The sequence below is a fragment of the Lysobacter sp. Soil_N_51 genome, assembly GCF_057655755.1.
Genome location: NZ_JBDGLR010000007.1, coordinates 382,422 through 403,041 on the forward strand (window position 1 = coordinate 382,422; position 20,620 = coordinate 403,041).

Here is a 20,620-nt window from a genome sequence, read left to right on the forward strand (position 1 = left end):
CGCGCGCCGGCCCCGTCGCGGCGTCGCGCCGCGGCGGACATTTACATCCCTTAGCCGCGGATCTGTGTTGCGACACGAATCCTGGCGCGCAGCGCCAGCGGCGCCTTGTTGCCTGGAGAAAGCTCGTGACGAATCGTTTTGGCTTGCATCCGATCGCGTTGGCGCTGTGCGTCGCTGCCGCGAGCGGCAGCGGCGAAGTCGCCGCGCAGACCCGCGGGGAGACGCCCGACGCCGCCGAACTGCTGCAACTGGTGCAGGCGCAGGCGGCCCGGATCGAACGGCTGGAGCGGCGTCTGGCCGCGGTCGAAGGCGTGGCCGCCGCGACCGATGCGCCGGCACCCGCGTCGGCACCCGAAGCCGCCGCCCAGGCCGCGCGCCTGGACAAGCTCGAACAGGCCCAAGGCAAGCAGCCGACCGTGAGTTGGGCCAAAGGCGCTCCGCAATTCGCCAGCGCCGACGGCCGCACCGTGTTCCGGCCGCGCGGCCGCATGTTCCTGGATGCCTCCAGCACCGGCGGCTCCGGTTTTGCCGACCGCAACCTCAGCGGCACCGAAGTGCGTTCGCTGCGCCTGGGCGCCGAGGGCGCGTACGGCGGCATCGGCTGGGTCCTGGAAGGCGACTTCGCCGACAACGGCGTGAGCTGGAAGTCCGCCTACGCGACCTTCGCCCACCGCGTGTTCGGCCATAAGGCGGAATTGAGCGTCGGCAATCGGCTCAACGATCGCGGCATCGACGGTTCCAGCAGCACGTCCAACACGCCGTTCCAGGAGCGCAACGTGGTCGGGGCGCTGGTGCTGCCGCAGCGCGGCCTGTTCGGCGTCGGGCTGACCGAACGCGTCTTCGGCCGCGGCTGGCACGCCAGCGTGTCGGTGGCGGGCAACGATCTGGACAACGCCGGCGACGGCAACGACAGCCTGACCTGGGCGGCGCGCGCGCACTGGAATCCGCTCAAGCGCGAGCGCGCGGTCGTGCACCTGGGGGCCTGGGCGTTTCACGAGGACATCGCCGCGGGATCGGCCGGCGTGGTGCGCGCCGCGGCGATCGGCGGCCACTTCAACGACGAGGTCAAGATCGCGCCGGGCAGCGTGGCGGGCGCCGAGCGCGGACGCGGCCACGGCCTGGAACTGGCGACGGTGGCCGGCCCGTTCTGGAGTTCGGGCGAATGGGGCCGGCGCCGGATCGAAGGACTGGACCGCCGTGGTGCCTACACGGCCGGCTACGACGCTTACGCCGTCTCGGCCGGCTGGTTTGTGAGCGGTGGCGCGCCGGCCTACGTGGCCGAGAGCGGCACCTGGGGCCGGGTCAAGGTCGAACGCCCGGTCACGGCCGGCGGACACGGCGCCTGGGAGCTGAAGGCGCGTTACGAAAACGCGGATTTCCGCGACCTGCCCGGCGGCGGCGCCGGCCGTGCCTGGACCATCGGCGCCAACTGGTACCTGAACGACTACAGCCGGCTGATGCTGGATCTGGTGCGCTGGCAGACCGACAACCGCAGCGGCAAGTATCTCGTCGCCGATGAGGGATACACGCTAAATACCCGTCTGCAATTGGTTTTTTGACGGCCGGGGCCGCCGCTCGCAAGCCCGCGGAACGGCTGGGGCAGCCGCCGGTATGCCGGCTCAGGTATGTATAATGCGTACATACCTGCTGGAGCCTGCCCATGGAAGCGACCGTCGCCGAACGAGGCCAGATCACCCTTCCCAAATCGGTGCGCGATGCCCTCGGCCTGACCAAGGGCACGCTGCTGAAGGTCGAGCTGGACGGCAGTCGCATCATCCTGCGCAAGAGCGTGGACGACGCGATCTCCAAGGCGCGCGGCAAGTTCGCCCTGGACGGCTTCGACTCCAGCGAAGGCGCCGCGCGCGCGGTGCGCGAGGAGGAGTGAGCCGGTGATCGCGGTCGACTCGCCGGTCCTGATCGAATTGCTGAGCGACGGCCCGCAGGCGGACGCGGTCGAGTCCTGCCTGCGCCAGAGCCTGGTCGGCGGCCGCGTGGTGGTGTGCGACATCAGCCTGGCGCAGATCTGCGCGGCGCTGCGCGGCGGCGCCGAAGTGCAGGAGGCGCTGGAAGAAATGGGCATCCATTTCAGCGCGCTGGAGGCCAAGTCGGCGTTGCGCGCGGGCGAGATGCATCGCCGTCACCGCCAACGCGGCGGCGGACCGCGCGGCCTCGGCGATTTCCTGACCGGCGCCCACGCCTTGCTGCAGTGCGACGGCCTGATCACTTGGAACGACACGTTTTACCGCGACTACTTCAAGGGCCTGAAGCTGATCGTGCCGCAAGCCTGAGCCATGTGACACCGGTCGATTCAATCGCTTCTGCTCCGACCAAGCCTGTGACCCAACCCGTTGCGCTCCACCCGTCTACCGAACCCGTTTACCGAACCCGTTTCATCCAGCTCGTTTACTCAGATTTTTTCCACCCAGATTCACGCGGAGATTTGTTCATGTTGGAAGCCTATCGCCACCACATCGCCGAGCGCGCCGCGCTGGGCATTCCGCCGCTGCCCCTGACCGCCCAGCAGACTGCCGATGTCATCGAGCTGCTGAAGGCGCCGCCGGCCGGCGAGGAACAGTTCCTGCTCGACCTGATCACCTACCGCGTTCCGGCCGGCGTCGACGACGCGGCCAAGGTCAAGGCCTCGTACCTGGCCGCGCTCGCGCTGGGCAGCGAAAAGAACGCGCTGATCAGCCGCGAACGCGCGACCGAGCTGCTCGGCACCATGCTCGGCGGTTACAACATCCTGCCGCTGGTCGATCTGCTCGACGATGCGCAGGTCGCGCCGATCGCCGCCGAAGCCTTGAAGAAGACCCTGCTGGTGTTCGACGCCTTCCACGACGTGCAGGAAAAGGCCGAGAACGGCAACGCCCACGCCAAGAGCGTGCTGCAAAGCTGGGCCGACGCGGAATGGTTCACCAGCCGCCCGCAAGTGCCCGAAAGCCTGACCGTCACCGTGTTCAAGGTGACCGGCGAGACCAATACCGACGACCTGTCGCCGGCGCCTGACGCGACCACCCGTCCGGACATCCCGCTGCACGCGCTGGCGATGCTCAAGAACAAGCGCGACGGCATCGAGCCGGAAGAAGACGGCAAGCGCGGCCCGATCGCCTTCATCGAATCGCTCAAGGACAAGGGCCACCTCGTGGCTTACGTCGGCGACGTGGTCGGCACCGGTTCCAGCCGCAAGTCGGCGACCAACTCGGTGCTGTGGTTCACCGGCGAAGACATCCCCTTCATCCCGAACAAGCGCTTCGGCGGCGTATGCCTGGGTTCGAAGATCGCGCCGATCTTCTACAACACCATGGAAGACGCCGGCGCGCTGCCGATCGAACTCGACGTGTCGCAGATGAACATGGGCGACGTGATCGAACTGCGTCCCTACGACGGCAAGGCGTTCAAGAACGGCGAAGTGATCGCGCAGTTCGCGCTGAAGTCCGACGTGCTGCTGGACGAAGTCCGCGCCGGCGGCCGCATCCCGCTGATCGTCGGCCGCGGCCTGACCGCGAAGGCGCGCGAAGCGCTCGGCCTGCCGACCTCGACCCTGTTTCGCCTGCCGACCAACCCGGCCGACACCGGCAAGGGTTACTCGCTGGCGCAGAAGATGGTCGGCCGCGCCTGCGGCGTGCCGGAAGTCGACGGCAAGCAGCCGGGCATCCGTCCGGGCACCTACTGCGAGCCGAAGATGACCTCGGTGGGTTCGCAGGACACCACCGGTCCGATGACCCGCGACGAGTTGAAGGACTTGGCTTGCCTGGGCTTCTCGGCCGACCTCGTCATGCAGTCGTTCTGCCACACCGCGGCCTACCCGAAGCCGGTCGACGTCAAGACCCATCACGATCTGCCGGCCTTCATCAGCAACCGCGGCGGCATCTCGCTGCGTCCGGGCGACGGCGTGATCCACTCGTGGCTCAACCGCATGCTGATGCCCGACACCGTCGGCACCGGCGGCGATTCGCACACGCGTTTCCCGGTCGGCATCTCGTTCCCGGCCGGCTCCGGCCTGGTTGCGTTCGCCGCGGCCACCGGCGTGATGCCGCTGGACATGCCCGAGTCGGTGCTGGTGCGTTTCTCCGGCGAAATGCAGCCCGGCGTGACCCTGCGCGACCTGGTCAACGCGATCCCGCTGGCCGCGATCAACAGCGGTCTGCTGACCGTCGCCAAGCAGGGCAAGAAGAACATCTTCTCCGGCCGCATCCTGGAGATCGAAGGTCTGCCGCAGCTCAAGGTCGAGCAGGCGTTCGAACTGTCCGACGCCTCGGCCGAACGTTCCGCCGCAGGCTGCACCGTGAAGCTGGATAAGGAACCGATCATCGAGTACCTGACCAGCAACATCACCCTGCTCAAGTGGATGATCGCCGAGGGCTACGCCGACCCGCGTTCGCTGGCGCGCCGGATCAAGGCGATGGAAGGCTGGCTGGCCAACCCGCAGTTGCTGGAAGGCGACGCCGATGCCGAGTACGCCGCGGTCATCGACATCGACCTCAACCAGATCGTCGAGCCGATCGTCGCCTGCCCGAACGATCCCGACGACGTGAAGACCCTGTCGGCGGTGTCCGGCGCGGTCATCGACGAAGTGTTCATCGGTTCGTGCATGACCAACATCGGCCACTTCCGCGCCGCGGCGAAGTTGCTGGAAGGCAAGCGCGATATCCCGACCCGCCTGTGGGTCGCGCCGCCGACCAAGATGGACGCGTCCGAACTCACGAAGGAAGGCCACTACGGGACCTTCGGCACGGCTGGCGCGCGCATGGAAATGCCGGGCTGCTCGCTGTGCATGGGCAACCAGGCGCAGGCGCGCGAGGGCGCGACCGTGTTTTCCACCAGCACCCGCAACTTCCCGAACCGTCTGGGCCGCAACACCAACGTGTATCTGGGTTCGGCCGAACTGGCCGCGATCTGCTCGCGTCTGGGCCGCATCCCGACCCGCGAGGAGTACATGGCGGACGTCGGCGTGCTCAAGGCCGACGGCGACAAGATCTACCGCTACATGAACTTCGATCAGATCGAAGACTACAAGTCGGTTGCCGACACCGTCGCCGCGGCCTGAGTTGGCTATAGGCTGGCGACGCGGCGTGCGCGAACAAACCCCGGCCAAGGCCGGGGTTTTTGTTTGCCGATACGATGCGCCGACGGCTTCGCCGTTGTTTGAATGCAGGCGACAGCGGCTTCGCTCGTCACTCCCGCGAAAGCGGGCTCGGCTTTACTTCGGCGTAGCCGAATATCCAGGGCTTCATCCCGTCATGAGGTTGAAGTGTCCGGACATGTCGGCCTGAATCGCGCCGATCAAGGCGGGCGAGTGGGGGATTTCGCCCCATCCGCTCGTCATCAACCTACCCCCGATAAGGATTTCGCAATGAACCGATGCTCGCTCCGTTTCGTATCCGCCGCCGCGTTGGCGACGGTCTTCGCCCTGCCTCTGGCGGCGACCGCCGAAGACGAAAACTACCGCGACGCCGCCGAAGTGCAGGCCGCACTGGTCAAAGTGCTGACCTGCCAGGCCGATCGCGCCGAATACGAACGACTGGGCAGCGCGCTGACGCCGATTTATTACGAAAAGCCGGCGCAACCGGCGCTGGCGGGTTGGAGCCTGGTCAAGGACGAAAATTCCTTCGTCGCGGTGATGAACCTGCCCAAGCCGGTGACCGTCCACGGCCACGCGACCAAGCAAGTGATGATGGCGGGGCAGGGGCTGCTGGCGGTGCTGGACGGCGATCACGTCGATGCCCTGTCGACCGAGTTGAAACTCAGCCCGAGTACTGAACCGCTGGCCCAACACATCCGCACGCGCACCGTGAAGGTGCAGCCGATCGGCGACGGCATCGAGGCGACGATCGTGCAAACCGTGAGCACGATCACCACCCACCCCGGCAAGACCATGGTGGGCTGCGAATACCGGATGAATTACTGACCCGGCCAACGCGTCGCTCGTCCCGGTCGTGACGCACCCCGACAGCCCCTGTAGGAGCGGCGCAAGCCGCGACAGCGAACCACGCCATCCGGCGTCAGTTCCATGGAGTTTGTTCCGGCCTCAAGCGGCGACCATGTCGCCACGACAAGCCAGCGCAATCAGCGAAGTGTCGCGGTCGCGGCTTATGCCGCTCCTACAGTCGCTCCACCCAATCGCGGCGTGGCTGGACAGCTCCCTGTAGGAGCTGCGTAAGCTGCGACCGCGAATCACGCCACCCGGCGACAGCTGCATGGAGTTTGTTCCGGTAGCGATGCGCGACCACGTCGCCACGACAAGCCAGCGCAATCAGCGAAGTGTCGCGGTCGCGGCTCGCGCCGCTCCTACAGTCGCTCCGTCCAAATCGCGATGCGGTCGGACAGCGCCCTGTAGGAGCTGCGTAAGCTGCGACCGCGAATCACGCCATACGGCGTCAGCTACACGGAGGTTGTTCTGCTCGCACGCTGCGACTCAAGGTCACGCTGCCAAGCGTCAACCCGGACGCCAGCATCGCCGCCACCCCAAGCCCTCAACCCAACCGCTCCTCGATCGAATCCACCATCGCCCGCCGCCGCAGCAAAATGTCCCAATAGCTGCCGCCCAACTGCCGCCACAGCACCGCCGAGCGCACCGACGCCAGCAGCACGGCGCGCACTTCGGCGACCACGCCGGGCTGGCCGAGGTAATGCGGGTTGCCCTGCACCAGCACGCGCGGGCGCAGGTGGCTCAGGGTGTCGGCGTAGAGCGTGCCGAGGGCGGCGATAACGTCGGGATGGCTGCTGCCGAGGCGATGCGCGGCGGTGGCCTGGTCGTGGATGCTGCGCAGGACCTTGTCGGTCATCGCCTGATCGCGCACGAAGCGGCGCTCCAGTTGCAGCACCGCCATCGCCAGGCGCGGCAGGTGTTCGTCGCTGACCCGGTTGACCAGATAGTCCTGCAGCAAGGTCAGCCCCGGGCGCAGGTTGGCGGCGCCGCCGTAGACCGCGGCGGTCGAGGACGCATCGATACGGAACACCGAGTCCAGGCAGGTGCCGAGCACGGCCGCGTTGGCCTGGCCGGTATCGGCGATGCGCCGCACCTGGGCCAGGGCCTGGGCGAGGCCGGCGAGGGCGAGAACGCGTTCGGAAAGATCGGCCATTACGAGCTCGCGGTAAGAATAGAGGGGGATGAAAGCGGACGGTCGCAGGCCGGCGCGTCGGTCGTGGCGATCACCGCGCCGCCGAGGCAGACCTCGCCGGCGTACAGCACCAGCGACTGGCCCGGAGTAACCGCGCGCTGCGGTTCGCGGAACACGACGTCCACGCTGCCGTCGTCGAGTACCGTGACCTCGCAGTCCTGATCGGCCTGGCGATAGCGGGTCTGCGCGGTGCAGGCGAAACGCGCCGCGGGCGGGGCGCCGGCGATCCAGTGCGCGGTTTCCGAGCGCAGCCGCTGCGAATGCAGCCACGGGCTGTCGCTGCCCTGGTCGACGTAGAGCACGTTGCTGGCCACGTTCTTGCCGATCACGTACCACGGCGCCGGTTCGAACCCGCGCACGCCGCCGATGTTGAGGCCTTCGCGCTGGCCAAGAGTGAAGTAGAACACGCCAGCATGCGTACCGACCACGCGCCCGTCCGGGGTGCGGATCTCGCCTTGCTTCGCCGGCAGATAGCGCGACAGGAACTCGCGGAAATCGCGTTCGCCGATGAAGCAGATGCCGGTGGAATCCTTCTTCGCCGCGGTCGGCAATGCGGCCATGCGCGCCATCTCGCGCACGTCGCGCTTGAGCAGTTCGCCGAGCGGGAACTTGGTCGCCGACAGCTGCGTCTGGCCCAGCTGGTGCAGGAAATAACTCTGGTCCTTGCTACGGTCGAGCGCGCGCAGCAGGCGGAAGCGGCCGTCGGGCCCCTGATCGACCCGCGCGTAATGACCGGTCGCGATGTAGCGCGCGCCCAGTTGCTGCGCGGCGTCGAGGAAATACTTGAACTTGATTTCGCGGTTGCACAGCACGTCCGGGTTCGGCGTGCGGCCGGCGGCGTATTCGGCGACGAAATGCTCGAACACCCCGGCCCAGTATTCGCCGGAGAAATCGCGGAAGTGGATCGGCAGGCCGAGTCGGCCGGATACCGCGACCGCGTCGCGGCGGTCGTCCTCGGCGCGGCAATCGCCCGACCCGTCGTCGGCCCAGTTCTGCATGAACAATCCCGACAGCGCCTCGCCGCTGTCGCGCAGCAACAGCGCGGCGACCGAGGAATCGACCCCGCCCGACATGCCCACGATGGTGTCCGCCGACCCTGCCATGACGGTCACAGCGGTTCGGGCGAGACCATGTGCTGCACCAGGTCCAGCGAATGGCGGCGTCCGCCCAGGTAATCGGCCACGACCTGCCACACCAGCGGGCCGCGGTGCTGCGGCGCGCGCGCCTGCAGTTCGGCCGGGGTCATCCACAGCGCCTGCACGATGCCTTCGTCGAGCGCGCGCTCGGCGTGGTGCCGGACCGGTTCGGCGGCGAAGGCGAAGCGCAGGTAATGACGGCCACCGGAGCCGTCGGGCTGCAACGGTGCTTTCCACTGATAGGCGCCGATGAAGGCGGTCAGGCGCACGTCCCAGCCGGTTTCCTCCAGGGTCTCGCGCCGCGCCGCGTCGAGCAGGCTCTCGTCGGGTTCCAGGTGCCCGGCAGGCTGGTTGATCACCAATTGCCCGCCGACGGTCTCTTCGACCATCAACAGGCGGCCGCCCTCGACCACGATCGTGGCGACGGTGACGTCGGGTTGCCAGAAACGGCCTTCGCGGTAGCTCACGTCAGAATTCGTCCTTGCCCGGCGTGAGCAGGGCTTCCATCTGGTCGGCGGCGCGGACCACGTAGTCGATGGCGTCGTCCAGATCGTCCTGGGCCGCGCCGGCATCGAGCTTGACCACGAACACCGCGACCCCGTCCTGCTTGACCCAGCCGCCCATCTTGCTCAGATGGCTGTCCTCGAGCAGGCGGTTGGCGACATCGGCCGGGAAGTCCTGGTCGGCGGCGCGATACCCCGGCGACCACACCTCGCGCACCTGCAACTTGCCGTAGCTCTGGGTGCTCGACAGCACATAGGCCATCTGGCTGCGGTCGCCGTCCAGGCCGAAGGTCAGGACGAAATCGCCGTCCTCGTCGACCTGGTACTTGTAGCCCAGGGCGTCGAGCTGCTGGCGGATGCGCGCATCGCCGGCCTTGGAGGCATTGGCGTCGGGCTCGGCCCGGGCCGCGTCGCCGCGATCGGTCCTGGCTTCTACCTGTTTGCCCTCTACCTGCTTGGCCTGCGTTTGCTTGGGCGCCGTCTTGGCGGCCGGCTCGGCGGCGGCGAATGCGGCCACCGGCGACAGCGCGAGCAGGGCGACGGGCAGCAGACAACGGGGCAGGCGCATGAGGGTCCTTGAATTCAACGGCGGCGGCGCAAATAAGTCCGACGGCTCCGACACAGATGGCGGCGCTGCGGCATTTTGCAATGCGGCCGTGCGGTGCGTCCATGTCGTCACGCGGCCGCCACGCGTCCGCGCCATCTCCACCCCACGCCCGGATCGGGGCAGCGGTCTATAATCTTCCGATGGCAAAACAGACCGAACACGAACACAGTCACGGCGTGCTGGTGGAAACCGGCAAGCCCGAAGTCGCCCGTCCGCCGCTGTATTCCGTACTGCTGCTTAACGACGATTACACCCCGATGGACTTCGTTGTCGAGGTCCTGACCCGCTTTTTCCCGATGAATGTCGAAAAAGCGACCCAGATCATGCTCCATGTGCATACCCGCGGCCGCGGCGTATGCGGGGTTTTCACCCGCGAAGTGGCCGAGTCCAAGGTCGCCCAGGTGAACGAATTTTCAAGACTGCATCAGCACCCCTTGCTGTGCACGATGGAAAGGGCCTAAAAGGGAGCTGTCGCACCCGTTGGGGCGGGGCATGGAAAAGCCGGCGAGCGCCCCCACGTAGCGTGCATACGTTCTGGAGGCTACGCCCCATGTTCAGCAAGGATCTCGAATACAGCATCGGCCAGTGCTACAAGCGCGCCCGCGAAGCGCGCCATGAGTACATGACGGTCGAACACCTGCTGCTCGCACTACTCGACAACCCCTCGGCCGAAGCCGTGCTCAAGGCGACCGGAGCCGACTTCCTGCGCCTGCGCAGCGATCTCGAGCAGGCCATCGCGACCTCGGTCCAGGTCCTGCCCGACGATGTCGACCGCGACACCCAGCCCACGCTCGGGTTCCAGCGGGTGCTGCAGCGCGCGGTCTACCACGTCCAGTCCTCGGGCAAGAAGGAGGTCACCGGCGCCAACGTGCTGGTAGCGATCTTCGGCGAGAAGGATTCGCACGCGGTCTACTTCCTCAACCAGCAGGACGTGGCCCGGCTCGACGTGGTCAATTACCTGTCGCACGGCATCGTCAAGCACAGCGCCGAAGACGGGCAGGGCCACCACGAGGAAGAGGCCAAGCCGCCGGAAGGGCCGGACAGCGAAGGCAAGTCCGACGCCCTGGCCGAGTTCGCCAGCAACCTCAACCAGCTCGCCCGCGAGGGCAAGATCGACCCGCTGGTCGGACGCGGCGATGAAGTCGAGCGCACCATCCAGGTGCTGTGCCGCCGGCGGAAGAACAACCCGCTCTACGTCGGCGAAGCCGGCGTGGGCAAGACCGCGATCGCCGAGGGCCTGGCCAAGCGCATCGTCGACGGCGAAGTGCCCGAGGTGCTGCGCAACGCGACCATCTTCGCCCTCGACCTGGGCGCGCTGGTCGCCGGCACCAAGTACCGCGGCGATTTCGAAAAGCGCCTCAAGGCCGTGCTCGCGCAGCTCAAGAAGCAGCCCGAGGCGATCTTGTTCGTCGATGAGATCCACACCATCATCGGCGCCGGCTCCGCCAGCGGCGGCACCATGGACGCGAGCAACCTGATCAAGCCGGCGCTGTCCTCGGGCGAGCTGCGCTGCATCGGTTCGACCACGTTCCAGGAATACCGCGGCATCTTCGAAAAAGACCGCGCGCTGGCGCGGCGCTTCCAGAAGATCGACATCGTCGAGCCGACCGTGGGCGAAACCTACGAAATCCTGCAGGGCCTCAAGCCCAAGTACGAATCGCACCACGGCGTGACCTACGCCGACGAGGCGTTGCAGGCCGCGGTCGACCTGTCGGTCAAGCACATCGGCGACCGGTTGCTGCCGGACAAGGCGATCGACGTGATCGACGAGGCCGGCGCGCGTCAGCGTCTGCTGCCCGAGTCGGCGCGCAAGGCGGTGATCGACATCGAGGAAGTCGAGATGATCGTGGCCAAGATGGCGCGCATCCCGACCAAGCAGGTCTCGGCCAACGACAAGGACGTGCTGCGCAATCTCGAGCGCAACCTCAAGATGGTGATCTTCGGCCAGGATCCGGCGATCGAGACGCTCGCTTCGGCGATCAAGCTCGCGCGCTCGGGCCTGGGCAATCCGGACAAGCCGATCGGCAACTTCCTGTTCTCCGGCCCGACCGGCGTGGGCAAGACCGAGGTGACCAAGCAGCTCGCGCTGCAACTGGGCATCGAACTGGTCCGCTTCGACATGTCCGAGTACATGGAGCCGCATTCGGTCAGCCGTCTGATCGGCGCGCCTCCGGGCTATGTCGGTTTCGACCAGGGCGGCCTGCTGACCGAGAAGATCGTCAAGACCCCGCACTGCGTGCTGCTGCTCGACGAGGTCGAGAAGGCGCATCCGGACATCTTCAACATCCTGTTGCAGGTCATGGACCGCGGCACCTTGACCGACACCAACGGTCGCGAAGCCAACTTCAAGAACGTGATCGTGGTGATGACGACCAATGCCGGCGCGGCCCAGGCCTCGCGGCGTTCGATCGGCTTCACCAAGCAGGACCATTCCACCGACGCGATGGAAACGATCCGCAAGGCCTTCACCCCGGAATTCCGCAACCGCCTCGACGCGGTGGTGCAGTTCCAAGCGCTGGGCTTCGAGCACATCCTGCGGGTGGTCGACAAGTTCCTGATCGAGCTGGAAAGCCAGTTGCACGACAAGAACGTGACCCTGACCGCCACGCCGACCGCGCGCGACTGGCTGGCTCAGCACGGCTTTGATCCGCTCATGGGCGCGCGTCCGATGGCTCGCGTGATCCAGGACAAGATCAAGCGTCCGCTGGCCGACGAACTGCTGTTCGGCAAGCTGATCGACGGCGGCCGGGTCACCATCGACGTCGCCAACGACGAACTGGTGGTCGAGGCGCATGCCGAGCCGGAGAAGCTGTTGCCGGCCACGGTGTGATCGGATGGCCGCTGCTTGCGGCGGCATGAGAGAGAGGCGGCCTTCGGGCCGCTTTTTTCGTTTGCGGGGGTGCTCGCGTGGTCTTGCTTGGTGCGGTGCGCGGTTAGCGCGGGTTTCGCACCGCAGTTGGCGCGACGGTTTCGACGAGGTTCGTTACCGCGCGACACTCGGCATTCACTGCGCGCCGGATCGCATCGAACCGTTATCGCCGCGTGCTGCACCGCGCCACATCGCAACGCGATCGAACGCGCGAAACGCGTTACGCGTCGCAACTGCGGCGTCCATCCGCGCATGCGACCTGTCGGTTCTGCCAGGGCTAGTCAGCGCGAGGCGATGCCGGTGCTAGCGTCCAGTCGCCCGCGGAGTGCGGGCGGCGGCTCGGTTGGCCGCTTTCACTGGAAACAGGAGTCCGATTCGATGAACAAGCGCTCTCTCGCGGCCTTGGCCGCGTTCGTGTTCGGCTGCACGGTGGTCACCACCGCGATGGCCGCCGACGCCTGCGATACCTGCTGGGTGCGTTACAACAAGTGCGTCAACTCCGGCGTGGAGAACTGCGAGTACCAACTCTCGCAGTGCCTGAGCCGCTACGGCTGCCCGAATCCGCCGTGGTGAACCGCGGCTTTGGATAACGCGCGTACGTATCGCTCAGGATGCATGGATAAGGAGGTTGCATGAAGTCGCGCAAGACCCTGTTCGCGGCATTGGCCGCATTCGCGTTCTCCGCTTCGGTGGTCGCGGCGGTTCCGCCGCCGTTGAACCCCTGCAAGCAATGCCGCACGCAGTATCAGCTTTGCATGAACAACGGCGGCCTCGACGGCAGCCTCGATTGCGAAACACCTTTCAGCCAGTGCCTGATCTCGGCGGGTTGCCCGCTGGAGTAAGGGTCGCGCGGGTCCGGCACGGGCCCGCGCGTTTCGCGCCGCCTCGCCATTGGCCGGCGGCGGCAGCCGCTTATCTCGACGGCGGATACGAAAAAGGCGACCTTTCGGCCGCCTTTTCCGCGAACACCGGCCGCGCGCGGCGCATGCGGAACGCGCGTGGCGCAGGCTCAGCGCTGACGACGGTAACGGTCGTAGGCGGCCTCGTCGATCTTGTCGACCTTGCCGACATCGCAGGTGGCGCGCGCGGTCTTGACCACGCTGCCGTTCGGGCACAGGCGGTTGGCCTGCTGCTCGCTGGAGATTTCCATCTTGTTGGTGGTGGTCAGATCCGAACAGGTCTGACGGAAGCCGACGCGATAGAACTCGCTGTCGTGCTTGACCACGATGAACTGCGCGCCGGCGCGCGAGATCTGCGAGCTGTCGCCCAGATCGACGCAGGAATCGAGCGTGGCCGCGGACGCTGCGGTCGCGGACAAGCTCAGCAGACAGGTAAGGGTGACGGTACGTAGCAGCGACATTGGGGGCGTCCTTGATGGGGCTGGCTCGGATTGAGCTTGCCGCGAAATCTAGACGCATCGCGCGCGGATGGAATCTGAAAGAAGTCGCTATGACCTTCGTCACTGTATGCGATCGGCTGTAAACCATCGGCCCGTTGCATGCATCGTGCATTGTTGCGAGCAAGATGCGAGTGGCCGGATTTTCGCATCGATGAATGCGCGGAGTTTGCCGAAACGGTCGAGTCGCGCCGCGTTCGCGTGGATTGCGTCGTCGTCGCGGTTGCGTGGTGCGACGGCGGACGACAACGCCTCGTGATCGAGTCGTCGGTTCGATGCGCGCGCTCGCGTTTTTTTCTCGCGCCGGACATCGTCGCGACGATCGAGCGCATCGGCATGCCGCAGTGCAACTCGATTCGCCTGCCGCGGCGGTGTTAGCGTGCGACCGGCCCGCAAGGCGCGGGCGGCCGTCCTGAGCGATGGCCGGAACGATCCGGAGACGATCATCATGAACTGTCCAAGTCCGCGCTGGCGGCGCTCGCCGCCTTCGTGTTCGGTTGCAGCGCGTTCACCGCCGCGAGTTCGGCGGTCAGTCCGTGTCAGATCTGTTACGACCTGTACAACCGATGCATGCAGCTGGGTCAGCTCGATTGCGACTACCAGCGCGACGACTGCCTGCGCCGTAAGAACTGCCCCCTGCAGTAACCGTCCCGTTCGCTCGCACGCATCGGGATTCGCCACTGCGACCGCGTTCGCGGCGCAGTCACCCTGGCCGGGGCCGCGGTCCCGCGCCGATCCATGGAAAAGGAGCACCACATGAACTTGCGCAAGCTCACCCTGACCGCCGTCGCCGCCTTCGTCTTCGCTGGCTCGGCCGTCGCCGCCCATCCGCCGCTCAATCCCTGTCGCGAATGCCGTATCGCCTACAACGTGTGCATGAGCGAAAGCGGCGGCCCGGAGGACGATATGGTGTGCGAAGGCGACTTCAGCACCTGCCTGATCTCGGCCGGCTGTCCGCTGGAGTAGCGCCTTGATCGGCCGGTGAGGCCGAACCGGGACCGTGTGCGGTCCGCTGGGGGTTGACCAAGCGGGCGCCGGATCACGGGTCCGCCGGATGATCCGGCCTGGGCTCGCCGGTCCGCGGACGATCGTTACGCACCGGCGGCCGCCGCACGCTCGCCGTGGCAATCAAGCGGCAGGGAGGTTCAGCCTGATCTTGAGCATCTGTCGCTGAGCGCATTGGCCGGGTTCGTGTTCGCCCGTTCGCTGACCGCCGGCATGGGCGCCGCGCCAGTCGATGCCTGTACGGCCTGCGGGCAGGCCGGCGATCGGCGCGACCTGACGACCGCGAGCGATTGCGAGACCAGACCGCTCGCCTGCCAGCGTCGCGGCCACAGCCCCTGCAAAGGCGGCCGCCGCGCCCGGCCCAGGCCATGGCGCAGGCATGAAAAAGGCGGCCAATGGCCGCCTTTTTCGATAGTTACCGCGATTACTTCATGCGGTAGGTGATGCGGCCCTTGGTGAGGTCGTAGGGCGTCATCTCCACCTTGACCTTGTCGCCGGTCAGGATGCGGATGTAGTTCTTGCGCATGCGACCCGAGATGTGGGCGATGATTTCGTGCCCGTTTTCGAGACGCACACGGAACATGGTGTTCGGAAGAGTTTCCGCCACCGTGCCCTCGAATTCGATCACGTCGTCTTTTGCCATGTGGTTCTCAAGGAGGAGTCGCGATGTCGCGAGGATGGGCGTCGCGCGCCCGCGAAGCCGCACATTCTGCCACGGCAGTGGCCCAGGCGCAAAAAAACCGTTAACCGGCCCCGAAGCCCGCCGGTCGCCGACTGCGTGGTGGGGCGCAACGGCAGGCTGCGCGGTGCTCAGGCGTCTGCGCGCGGCTCGTCGTCGACCGCCGGATCGGCCAGCGCGCGGGCGGGGTAGTCGCCGAACTGCGCGGTCCACGGCCCCGGCGCGAACCCCGGCAGGGCGGTCAAGCGTTGGACTTCGGCCAGGAACTGCGTCCGCGGCATCGACACCGCGCCCAGGCTCAGCAGGTGCGGATTCTCGACCTGGCCGTCGAGCAACGGCCAGCCCAAGGCATGCAGATGCCGCGCCAGCGCCGCGATCGCCACCTTGGAGCCGCCCGGGCGGGCGCTGAACATGCTCTCGCCGAAGAACATCCGGCCGATCGCGATGCCGTACAGGCCGCCGGCCAGCTGCGCGCCGTCGTAGACCTCGACCGAATGCGCATGCCCGAGCCGGTGCATGGCGACATAGGCCTCGCGCAGCTCGTCGTTGATCCAGGTGCCGTCCTGGCCCGGCCGCGGCGCCTGCGCGCACGCGGCGATGACCTGTTCGAACGCGGTATCGGCGCGCACCACCCAGTCGCTGCGGCGCAGCGCGCGGCGGAACTTCGACGCCAGCCGCAGCGCGTCGGTGCGGAACACGGTGCGCGGGTCGGGGCACCACCACAGCAGCGGATAGCCGTCCGACGGCCACGGGAAGATGCCGTGGCGATAAGCGTTGAGCAGGCGCTCGGGGCGGAAATCGCCGCCGACCGCGAGCAACCCGTCGGGCTCGCGCAGCGCCTGTTCGCCCGGCGGGAACGGCGCGGCGGGGTCGGGGGGCAGCAGGAAGGGGAGGCGGCGCATGGGGGCGGGGATTGGGGATTTGGGATTCGGGATTGGTAAAAGCGCGATCGGCGAGGAAGAGGCAGGCGTAGCAGAAGGTAGTGCGTTTCTCGCCGAATCCCCAATCTCGAATCCCTAATCCCCTCGCTTGAACGGCGAATGCGCCCCCAACGTCTGCGCATAGCGCCGGACCGAGGCCGCCTCGTCGCGGCACCACGGCCGCAGGGCGTCGCGGAAGCCGGGGTGGGCGATCCAGTGGCGGCTGTGCACGAAGTTCGGCAGGAAGCCGCGCGCGAGTTTGTGCTCGCCCTGGGCGCCGGGTTCGAAGCGGGCGAGGCCTTCGCGCAGGCAATAGTCGATGCCCTGGTAGTAGCAGGTCTCGAAGTGCAGTCCGGGCAGGGTGACCTCGCTGCCCCAGTAGCGGCCATACAAAGTGTCGCCGCCGCGCAGGCACAGGGCGCCGGCGATCGCTTCGCCGTCGCGCTCGGCCAGGAAGATCACCAGCGACCGCGGCATCTCGCGCGCGAGGTGCTGGAGGAAATCCAGGGTCAGCGCGGCGTGGTTGCCGTACTCGGCGAAGGTGGTCAGGTAGAAGCGGTGCATCGTCGCCAGATCGTCGGCGCTCGCATCGCGGCCCTCGACGACGCGGAACGTCACCCCGGCGCGCGCGACCTTGGCCCGTTCCTGGCGGATGTTCTTGCGGTGCTTGTGATCGAACGCGGCCAGGAACTGCTCGAAGTCGTTCCAGCGCAGACCCTGCGCGTCGCGCGGGTTCTGCCAGTGGTATTGCACGTCGATGCGTGGCAGCCAGTCGCCGTCGGCGCGGCCGTCGTCGAACAACAAATCCTCATCGCTCGTATGAAAGTTCACATGCGCCGACGACAGCTTCTGCCGCGCGCACAACTGCGCCATCGCCGCGATCAGCACCCGCCGGTGTTCGGCGCTGCGCGCCAGCAGGCGCGGGCCGGTGACGGGCGAGTAGGGCACCGCCGCGAGCCATTTGGGGAAATAGTCCAGGCCATGCTGCGCATAGGCGTGGGCCCAGGCGTGATCGAACACGAATTCGCCGTGCGAATTCTGCTTCAGATACGCCGGCATCGCCGCGATCAGCGAATCGCCGTCCCATACGGTCAGATGATGCGGCGCCCAGCCCCAGTCTTCGCGCAGGCAGCCGTGAATTTCCATGCCGTGCAGGAAGGCGTGGGCGACGAAGGGGTTGCTGCCGTCGTGCAGGGCGTCCCATTGCGTCGCGTCGATTTCGTCGAGCGAACCGATCAGGCGGATCGATAAAGCGTCGTCGCGCTTGCTCACGGCGATGAGTCGAGCTGCACGAGTCCGCGGCGGTAGACCTCAGGATCGTGCCGCTGCATATGCTGGTCGGGTTGGCTCAATGAGCTGAAACCGAGCCCGGCATACAAACCCTGCATATCGCGGGTGACCAAGTGCCAGCGCCGCAAACCCTGCAGACGCGGATCGGCCATGAGCGCGGCGACGAGCGCGCGCGCATGGCCATGGCCGCGATGCGCCGGCAGCACGAACACGTCGGCCAGATAGGCGAACGTCGCCTGATCGGTGGCCGCGCGCGCGAACGCGACCATCTGCCCGTGCAGATGGCCGCTGTAGCAAATCGAGTTATCCAGCGCGCGTCGCAGGGTCGGCGCCGGGATGCCCGCGGCCCAGTAGGACTCGCGGGCGAGGAAGTCGTGGATCACGGCGAAATCGAGATCGCCGGGCTCGCCGCTGATGCGCAGCGATTCACGACCGTCGGCCATCAGGCGTCCTTGTCGAGAAACTTCTCGGCGTCCAGCGCGGCCATGCAGCCGAACCCGGCCGAGGTGATGGCCTGGCGGTAGACCTGATCGGCGACGTCGCCGGCGGCGAACACGCCTTCGACCGAGGTTCGGGTGGCGTTGCCGTCCAGGCCGGTCTCGATGGTCAGGTAGCCGTTCTTCATCGCCAGTTGGCCTTCGAACAGGCTTGTGTTCGGGGTGTGGCCGATGGCGACGAACAGGCCGTGCACGGCGAGGTCGCGGCTGGAACCGTCCTGCACCGACTTGACCCGCACGCCGGTCACGCCGGCGTCGTTGCCGAGCACTTCGTCGACGGTGTGATGCCACACCGGCTCGATCTTGCCGGCCTGGATCTTGGCCTGCAGCTTGTCCTGCATGATCTTCTCCGCGCGCAGGGTGTCGCGGCGATGGATCAGGTAGACCTTGCGGGCGATGTTCGACAGGTACAGCGCTTCCTCGACCGCGGTGTTGCCGCCGCCGATCACCGCCACGTCCTGGTCCTTGTAGAAGAAGCCGTCGCAGGTGGCGCAGGCGGACACGCCGCGGCCCTTGAACTCTTCTTCCGACGGCAGCCCGAGGTACTTGGCGGTGGCGCCGGTGGCGATGATCAGCGCATCGGCGGTGTAGTCGCCGCTGTCGCCCTTGAGCCGGAACGGGCGCTTGGACAGATCGGCGGTGTGGATGTGGTCGAACACGACTTCGGTATCGAAGCGTTCAGCATGCGCCTGCATGCGGGTCATCAGATCCGGACCCATCAGGCCGTGCGCGTCGCCGGGCCAGTTGTCGACTTCGGTGGTGGTCATCAGCTGGCCGCCTTGCTGCAGGCCCGTGATCACCAGCGGCTTGAGGTTGGCGCGAGCGGCGTAGACGGCGGCAGTCCAGCCGGCCGGGCCGGAACCGAGGATGACGACACGGGAGTGCTTCGAAGGGGTCATGTATATAATCGCGGGCAGTTGGGAATGCGCTGAGCGCAGAAAGAATCCTCAGCTTCGGCCATACGCCGGCGTGTAGAAGATTCCGGAACAGGGCATAGCTTGGAGGCGCGGTCCCGGCAACACAAGGCGTATCGCGCGGATGCAACGGTGCGTGCCACGGCACGAGGCCGGCGTTATCGGCGAACCGCCAAAGCGCACGCTGGCGTATTGCCGGGCGATGGTCGTACAAAGGCCGCCGAGTCGGCCCGCACTTCGAGGCACCGATTCGACAAACGGCGTTCGCTGCGACGACTCGCCGGTCACACGCTTCCGACGCGACTTCCATCAGACACAGCGGCCAAGCTCAGCGATTCCAAGTCAGATTCGAATCCAGACCCAAAGTCAGACGCGACACTTCCCCCACACGACACTCAAGACAACATGGCCAGGGGCGCCGCGCATGCGGCGTTTTTGCAGGCCGCACCGGAGATTGCAATGCGTATCGGCGTACCGAAGGAAACCAAGACTCTCGAAGGGCGCGTCGCGCTCGTTCCGGCCGCGGCCGGCGATCTGGTCAATCGTGGCCACGAGGTCTGGCTGGAGCAGGACGCGGGCATCAAGAGCGGCTTCAAGGACGCCGAATACACCCGCCTGGGCGTGAAGATCGCGCCCGACGCGGCGGCGCTGTACGAAAAGGGCGAGTTGATCGTCAAGGTCAAGGAGCCGATCGCCGGCGACCTGCAGCACCTGCGCAAGGATCACCTGCTGTTCTGCTACCTGCACCTGGCGGCCGAGCCGACCCTGACCAAGCAGTTGCTCGACATCGGCCTGACCGGCGTCGCCTTCGAGACCGTCGAGCTGCCCAACGGCGACCTGCCGCTGCTGGCGCCGATGTCGATCATCGCCGGCAAGATCGGCGTGCAGGTCGGCACCCACCTGCTGCACCAGCCCATGAGCGGCAAGGGCAAGCTGCTGGGCGGCCTGCCGTCGACCGAGCGCGGCAAGGTGGTGGTGTTCGGCGCGGGCCAGGCCGGCGGCGCGTCGGCGGCGCTGGCCGCGGCCGGCGGCTCCAATGTGACCGTGTTCGAAATGCGCCAGGACCGCATGGAGCAGATGATGCGCCTGGGCAACAACGTCACCACGCTGTTCCCGTACGTCGACGTGGTCGCGCGCGAAGTGGCCTCGGCCGACCTGGTGATCGGCGCGGTGCTGGTGACCGGCGCGCGCGCGCCGCACGTGCTGACCCGCGAAATGCTCAAGGGCATGGAAGACGGCAGCGTGGTGGTCGACATCTCGATCGACCAGGGCGGCTGCTTCGAGACCTCGCGCCCGACCACCTGGAAAGAGCCGACCTATGTGGAAGAGGGCGTGACCCACTTCTGCGTGACCAACATGCCCGGCGCGGTGCCGCAGACCTCCTCGCAGGCAATCTGCGCGGCGATCCTGCCGTGGGTCAACAAGTTGGCGGCCGGCAACGAATGGCGCAACAACCCGGCGCTGGTGCGCGGCATCAATGTCGAAGGCGGCAAGCTGATCCATCCGGCGTTGCAGGGCATGAAGCTGTAACGGCCGGGATTCGGGATTGGTGATTCGGGATTCGGGATTCGGTCAAAGCCGGTCCCGATCTGACGCAGGGCGGCGGTGGACGGGGCTTGATGCTACCGTTCGCTGGCCGCCCTTCGTTTTTGTGCCGAGGGCGAGGCGGACGGCGCCGCGGGA

Annotated in this window: 22 protein-coding genes; 11 read left to right on the forward strand and 11 right to left on the reverse strand. The window is 66.9% G+C overall.

Annotated elements, in window-relative coordinates; translation table 11 throughout:
• Positions 1 to 125 precede the first annotated feature (125 nt).
• The 5 genes from AC3A4T_RS15865 (at position 126) to AC3A4T_RS15885 (ending at position 5,908) form a co-directional block, all read left to right on the forward strand.
• Positions 126 to 1,559 (forward strand): OprO/OprP family phosphate-selective porin, encoded by a 1,434-nt coding sequence (locus AC3A4T_RS15865; RefSeq protein WP_487676233.1) that lies wholly within the window; start codon positions 126 to 128, stop codon positions 1,557 to 1,559.
• 101 nt (positions 1,560 to 1,660) lie between these two features.
• On the forward strand, positions 1,661 to 1,885 hold the full coding sequence (locus AC3A4T_RS15870; RefSeq protein WP_487676234.1) for an AbrB/MazE/SpoVT family DNA-binding domain-containing protein: 225 nt from the start codon (positions 1,661 to 1,663) through the stop codon (positions 1,883 to 1,885).
• 4 nt (positions 1,886 to 1,889) lie between these two features.
• Positions 1,890 to 2,288, forward strand: a complete 399-nt coding sequence (locus AC3A4T_RS15875; protein WP_215498712.1) for a type II toxin-antitoxin system VapC family toxin — start codon at positions 1,890 to 1,892, stop codon at positions 2,286 to 2,288.
• Between the two features lie 158 nt (positions 2,289 to 2,446).
• Positions 2,447 to 5,047, forward strand: a complete 2,601-nt coding sequence (acnB, locus tag AC3A4T_RS15880; RefSeq protein WP_487676235.1) for a bifunctional aconitate hydratase 2/2-methylisocitrate dehydratase — start codon at positions 2,447 to 2,449, stop codon at positions 5,045 to 5,047.
• Between the two features lie 306 nt (positions 5,048 to 5,353).
• The gene (locus AC3A4T_RS15885; RefSeq protein ID WP_487676236.1) at positions 5,354 to 5,908 is read left to right on the forward strand and encodes a hypothetical protein; all 555 of its coding nucleotides are present in this window, start codon (positions 5,354 to 5,356) and stop codon (positions 5,906 to 5,908) included.
• 565 nt (positions 5,909 to 6,473) lie between these two features.
• Here the strand turns inward: AC3A4T_RS15885 and hflD are convergent.
• From hflD to AC3A4T_RS15905, 4 genes are read right to left on the reverse strand one after another with little or no spacing between them, the layout of a single operon-like run.
• Positions 6,474 to 7,082 (reverse strand): high frequency lysogenization protein HflD, encoded by a 609-nt coding sequence (gene hflD / locus AC3A4T_RS15890; RefSeq protein ID WP_056114782.1) that lies wholly within the window; start codon positions 7,080 to 7,082, stop codon positions 6,474 to 6,476.
• A complete protein-coding gene (gene mnmA / locus AC3A4T_RS15895; protein WP_487676237.1) occupies positions 7,082 to 8,224 on the reverse strand; it encodes a tRNA 2-thiouridine(34) synthase MnmA in 1,143 nt (380 codons plus the stop codon). Before mnmA ends, hflD begins: the two co-directional genes overlap by 1 nt.
• Before the next feature lie 5 nt (positions 8,225 to 8,229).
• Positions 8,230 to 8,724, reverse strand: a complete 495-nt coding sequence (locus tag AC3A4T_RS15900; protein ID WP_487676238.1) for an NUDIX hydrolase — start codon at positions 8,722 to 8,724, stop codon at positions 8,230 to 8,232.
• A 1-nt stretch (position 8,725) separates the two neighbouring features.
• Positions 8,726 to 9,328, reverse strand: a complete 603-nt coding sequence (locus AC3A4T_RS15905; RefSeq protein WP_487676239.1) for a YbjN domain-containing protein — start codon at positions 9,326 to 9,328, stop codon at positions 8,726 to 8,728.
• A 179-nt stretch (positions 9,329 to 9,507) separates the two neighbouring features.
• On the opposite strand from AC3A4T_RS15905, the gene clpS reads away from it, so the two are divergent.
• From clpS to AC3A4T_RS15925, 4 genes are all read left to right on the forward strand, one after another.
• Complete coding sequence (gene clpS / locus AC3A4T_RS15910; RefSeq protein ID WP_036102919.1) at positions 9,508 to 9,828, forward strand: ATP-dependent Clp protease adapter ClpS; 321 nt, start codon at positions 9,508 to 9,510, stop codon at positions 9,826 to 9,828.
• A gap of 89 nt (positions 9,829 to 9,917) precedes the next feature.
• A complete protein-coding gene (gene clpA, locus AC3A4T_RS15915; protein WP_487676240.1) occupies positions 9,918 to 12,197 on the forward strand; it encodes an ATP-dependent Clp protease ATP-binding subunit ClpA in 2,280 nt (759 codons plus the stop codon).
• Positions 12,198 to 12,614: 417 nt separating this feature from the next.
• Complete coding sequence (locus tag AC3A4T_RS15920; protein WP_487676241.1) at positions 12,615 to 12,809, forward strand: hypothetical protein; 195 nt, start codon at positions 12,615 to 12,617, stop codon at positions 12,807 to 12,809.
• A gap of 59 nt (positions 12,810 to 12,868) precedes the next feature.
• Positions 12,869 to 13,078, forward strand: coding sequence for a hypothetical protein (locus tag AC3A4T_RS15925; RefSeq protein ID WP_487676242.1), 210 nt, complete (start codon positions 12,869 to 12,871; stop codon positions 13,076 to 13,078).
• Positions 13,079 to 13,245: 167 nt separating this feature from the next.
• On the opposite strand, the gene AC3A4T_RS15930 is transcribed toward AC3A4T_RS15925, so the two are convergent.
• Together AC3A4T_RS15930 and AC3A4T_RS15935 are read right to left on the reverse strand one after the other, a co-directional pair.
• Positions 13,246 to 13,596 carry a hypothetical protein gene (locus AC3A4T_RS15930; protein WP_036102916.1) on the reverse strand — a complete coding sequence of 117 codons (351 nt, stop codon included), beginning with the start codon at positions 13,594 to 13,596 and terminating at the stop codon, positions 13,246 to 13,248.
• Between the two features lie 99 nt (positions 13,597 to 13,695).
• Positions 13,696 to 14,313 (reverse strand): hypothetical protein, encoded by a 618-nt coding sequence (locus tag AC3A4T_RS15935; RefSeq protein WP_487676243.1) that lies wholly within the window; start codon positions 14,311 to 14,313, stop codon positions 13,696 to 13,698.
• Between the two features lie 75 nt (positions 14,314 to 14,388).
• On the opposite strand from AC3A4T_RS15935, the gene AC3A4T_RS15940 reads away from it, so the two are divergent.
• On the forward strand, positions 14,389 to 14,598 hold the full coding sequence (locus tag AC3A4T_RS15940; RefSeq protein ID WP_046656529.1) for a hypothetical protein: 210 nt from the start codon (positions 14,389 to 14,391) through the stop codon (positions 14,596 to 14,598).
• A gap of 463 nt (positions 14,599 to 15,061) precedes the next feature.
• Here the strand turns inward: AC3A4T_RS15940 and infA are convergent, their stop codons facing one another.
• The 5 genes from infA to trxB all read right to left on the reverse strand — a co-directional run bounded on the left by infA (position 15,062) and on the right by trxB (position 18,922).
• Positions 15,062 to 15,280: a translation initiation factor IF-1 gene (infA, locus tag AC3A4T_RS15945; protein WP_031372296.1), complete on the reverse strand. Its 219-nt coding sequence runs from the start codon at positions 15,278 to 15,280 to the stop codon at positions 15,062 to 15,064.
• Between the two features lie 167 nt (positions 15,281 to 15,447).
• The gene (gene aat, locus AC3A4T_RS15950; protein ID WP_487676244.1) at positions 15,448 to 16,218 is read right to left on the reverse strand and encodes a leucyl/phenylalanyl-tRNA--protein transferase; all 771 of its coding nucleotides are present in this window, start codon (positions 16,216 to 16,218) and stop codon (positions 15,448 to 15,450) included.
• Between the two features lie 114 nt (positions 16,219 to 16,332).
• On the reverse strand, positions 16,333 to 17,508 hold the full coding sequence (locus AC3A4T_RS15955; protein WP_487676245.1) for a GNAT family N-acetyltransferase: 1,176 nt from the start codon (positions 17,506 to 17,508) through the stop codon (positions 16,333 to 16,335).
• Positions 17,505 to 17,969 carry a GNAT family N-acetyltransferase gene (locus tag AC3A4T_RS15960; RefSeq protein WP_487676246.1) on the reverse strand — a complete coding sequence of 155 codons (465 nt, stop codon included), beginning with the start codon at positions 17,967 to 17,969 and terminating at the stop codon, positions 17,505 to 17,507. The genes AC3A4T_RS15955 and AC3A4T_RS15960 overlap by 4 nt, the downstream gene beginning before the upstream one ends.
• Entirely contained in the window at positions 17,969 to 18,922 is a 954-nt protein-coding gene (gene trxB, locus AC3A4T_RS15965; RefSeq protein WP_056114741.1) for a thioredoxin-disulfide reductase, read from the reverse strand. Before trxB ends, AC3A4T_RS15960 begins: the two co-directional genes overlap by 1 nt.
• Positions 18,923 to 19,396: 474 nt before the next feature.
• Here trxB and AC3A4T_RS15970 point away from each other — a divergent pair, with 474 nt between their 5' ends.
• A complete protein-coding gene (locus AC3A4T_RS15970; RefSeq protein ID WP_056114740.1) occupies positions 19,397 to 20,467 on the forward strand; it encodes an alanine dehydrogenase in 1,071 nt (356 codons plus the stop codon).
• Positions 20,468 to 20,620: the final 153 nt, after the last annotated feature.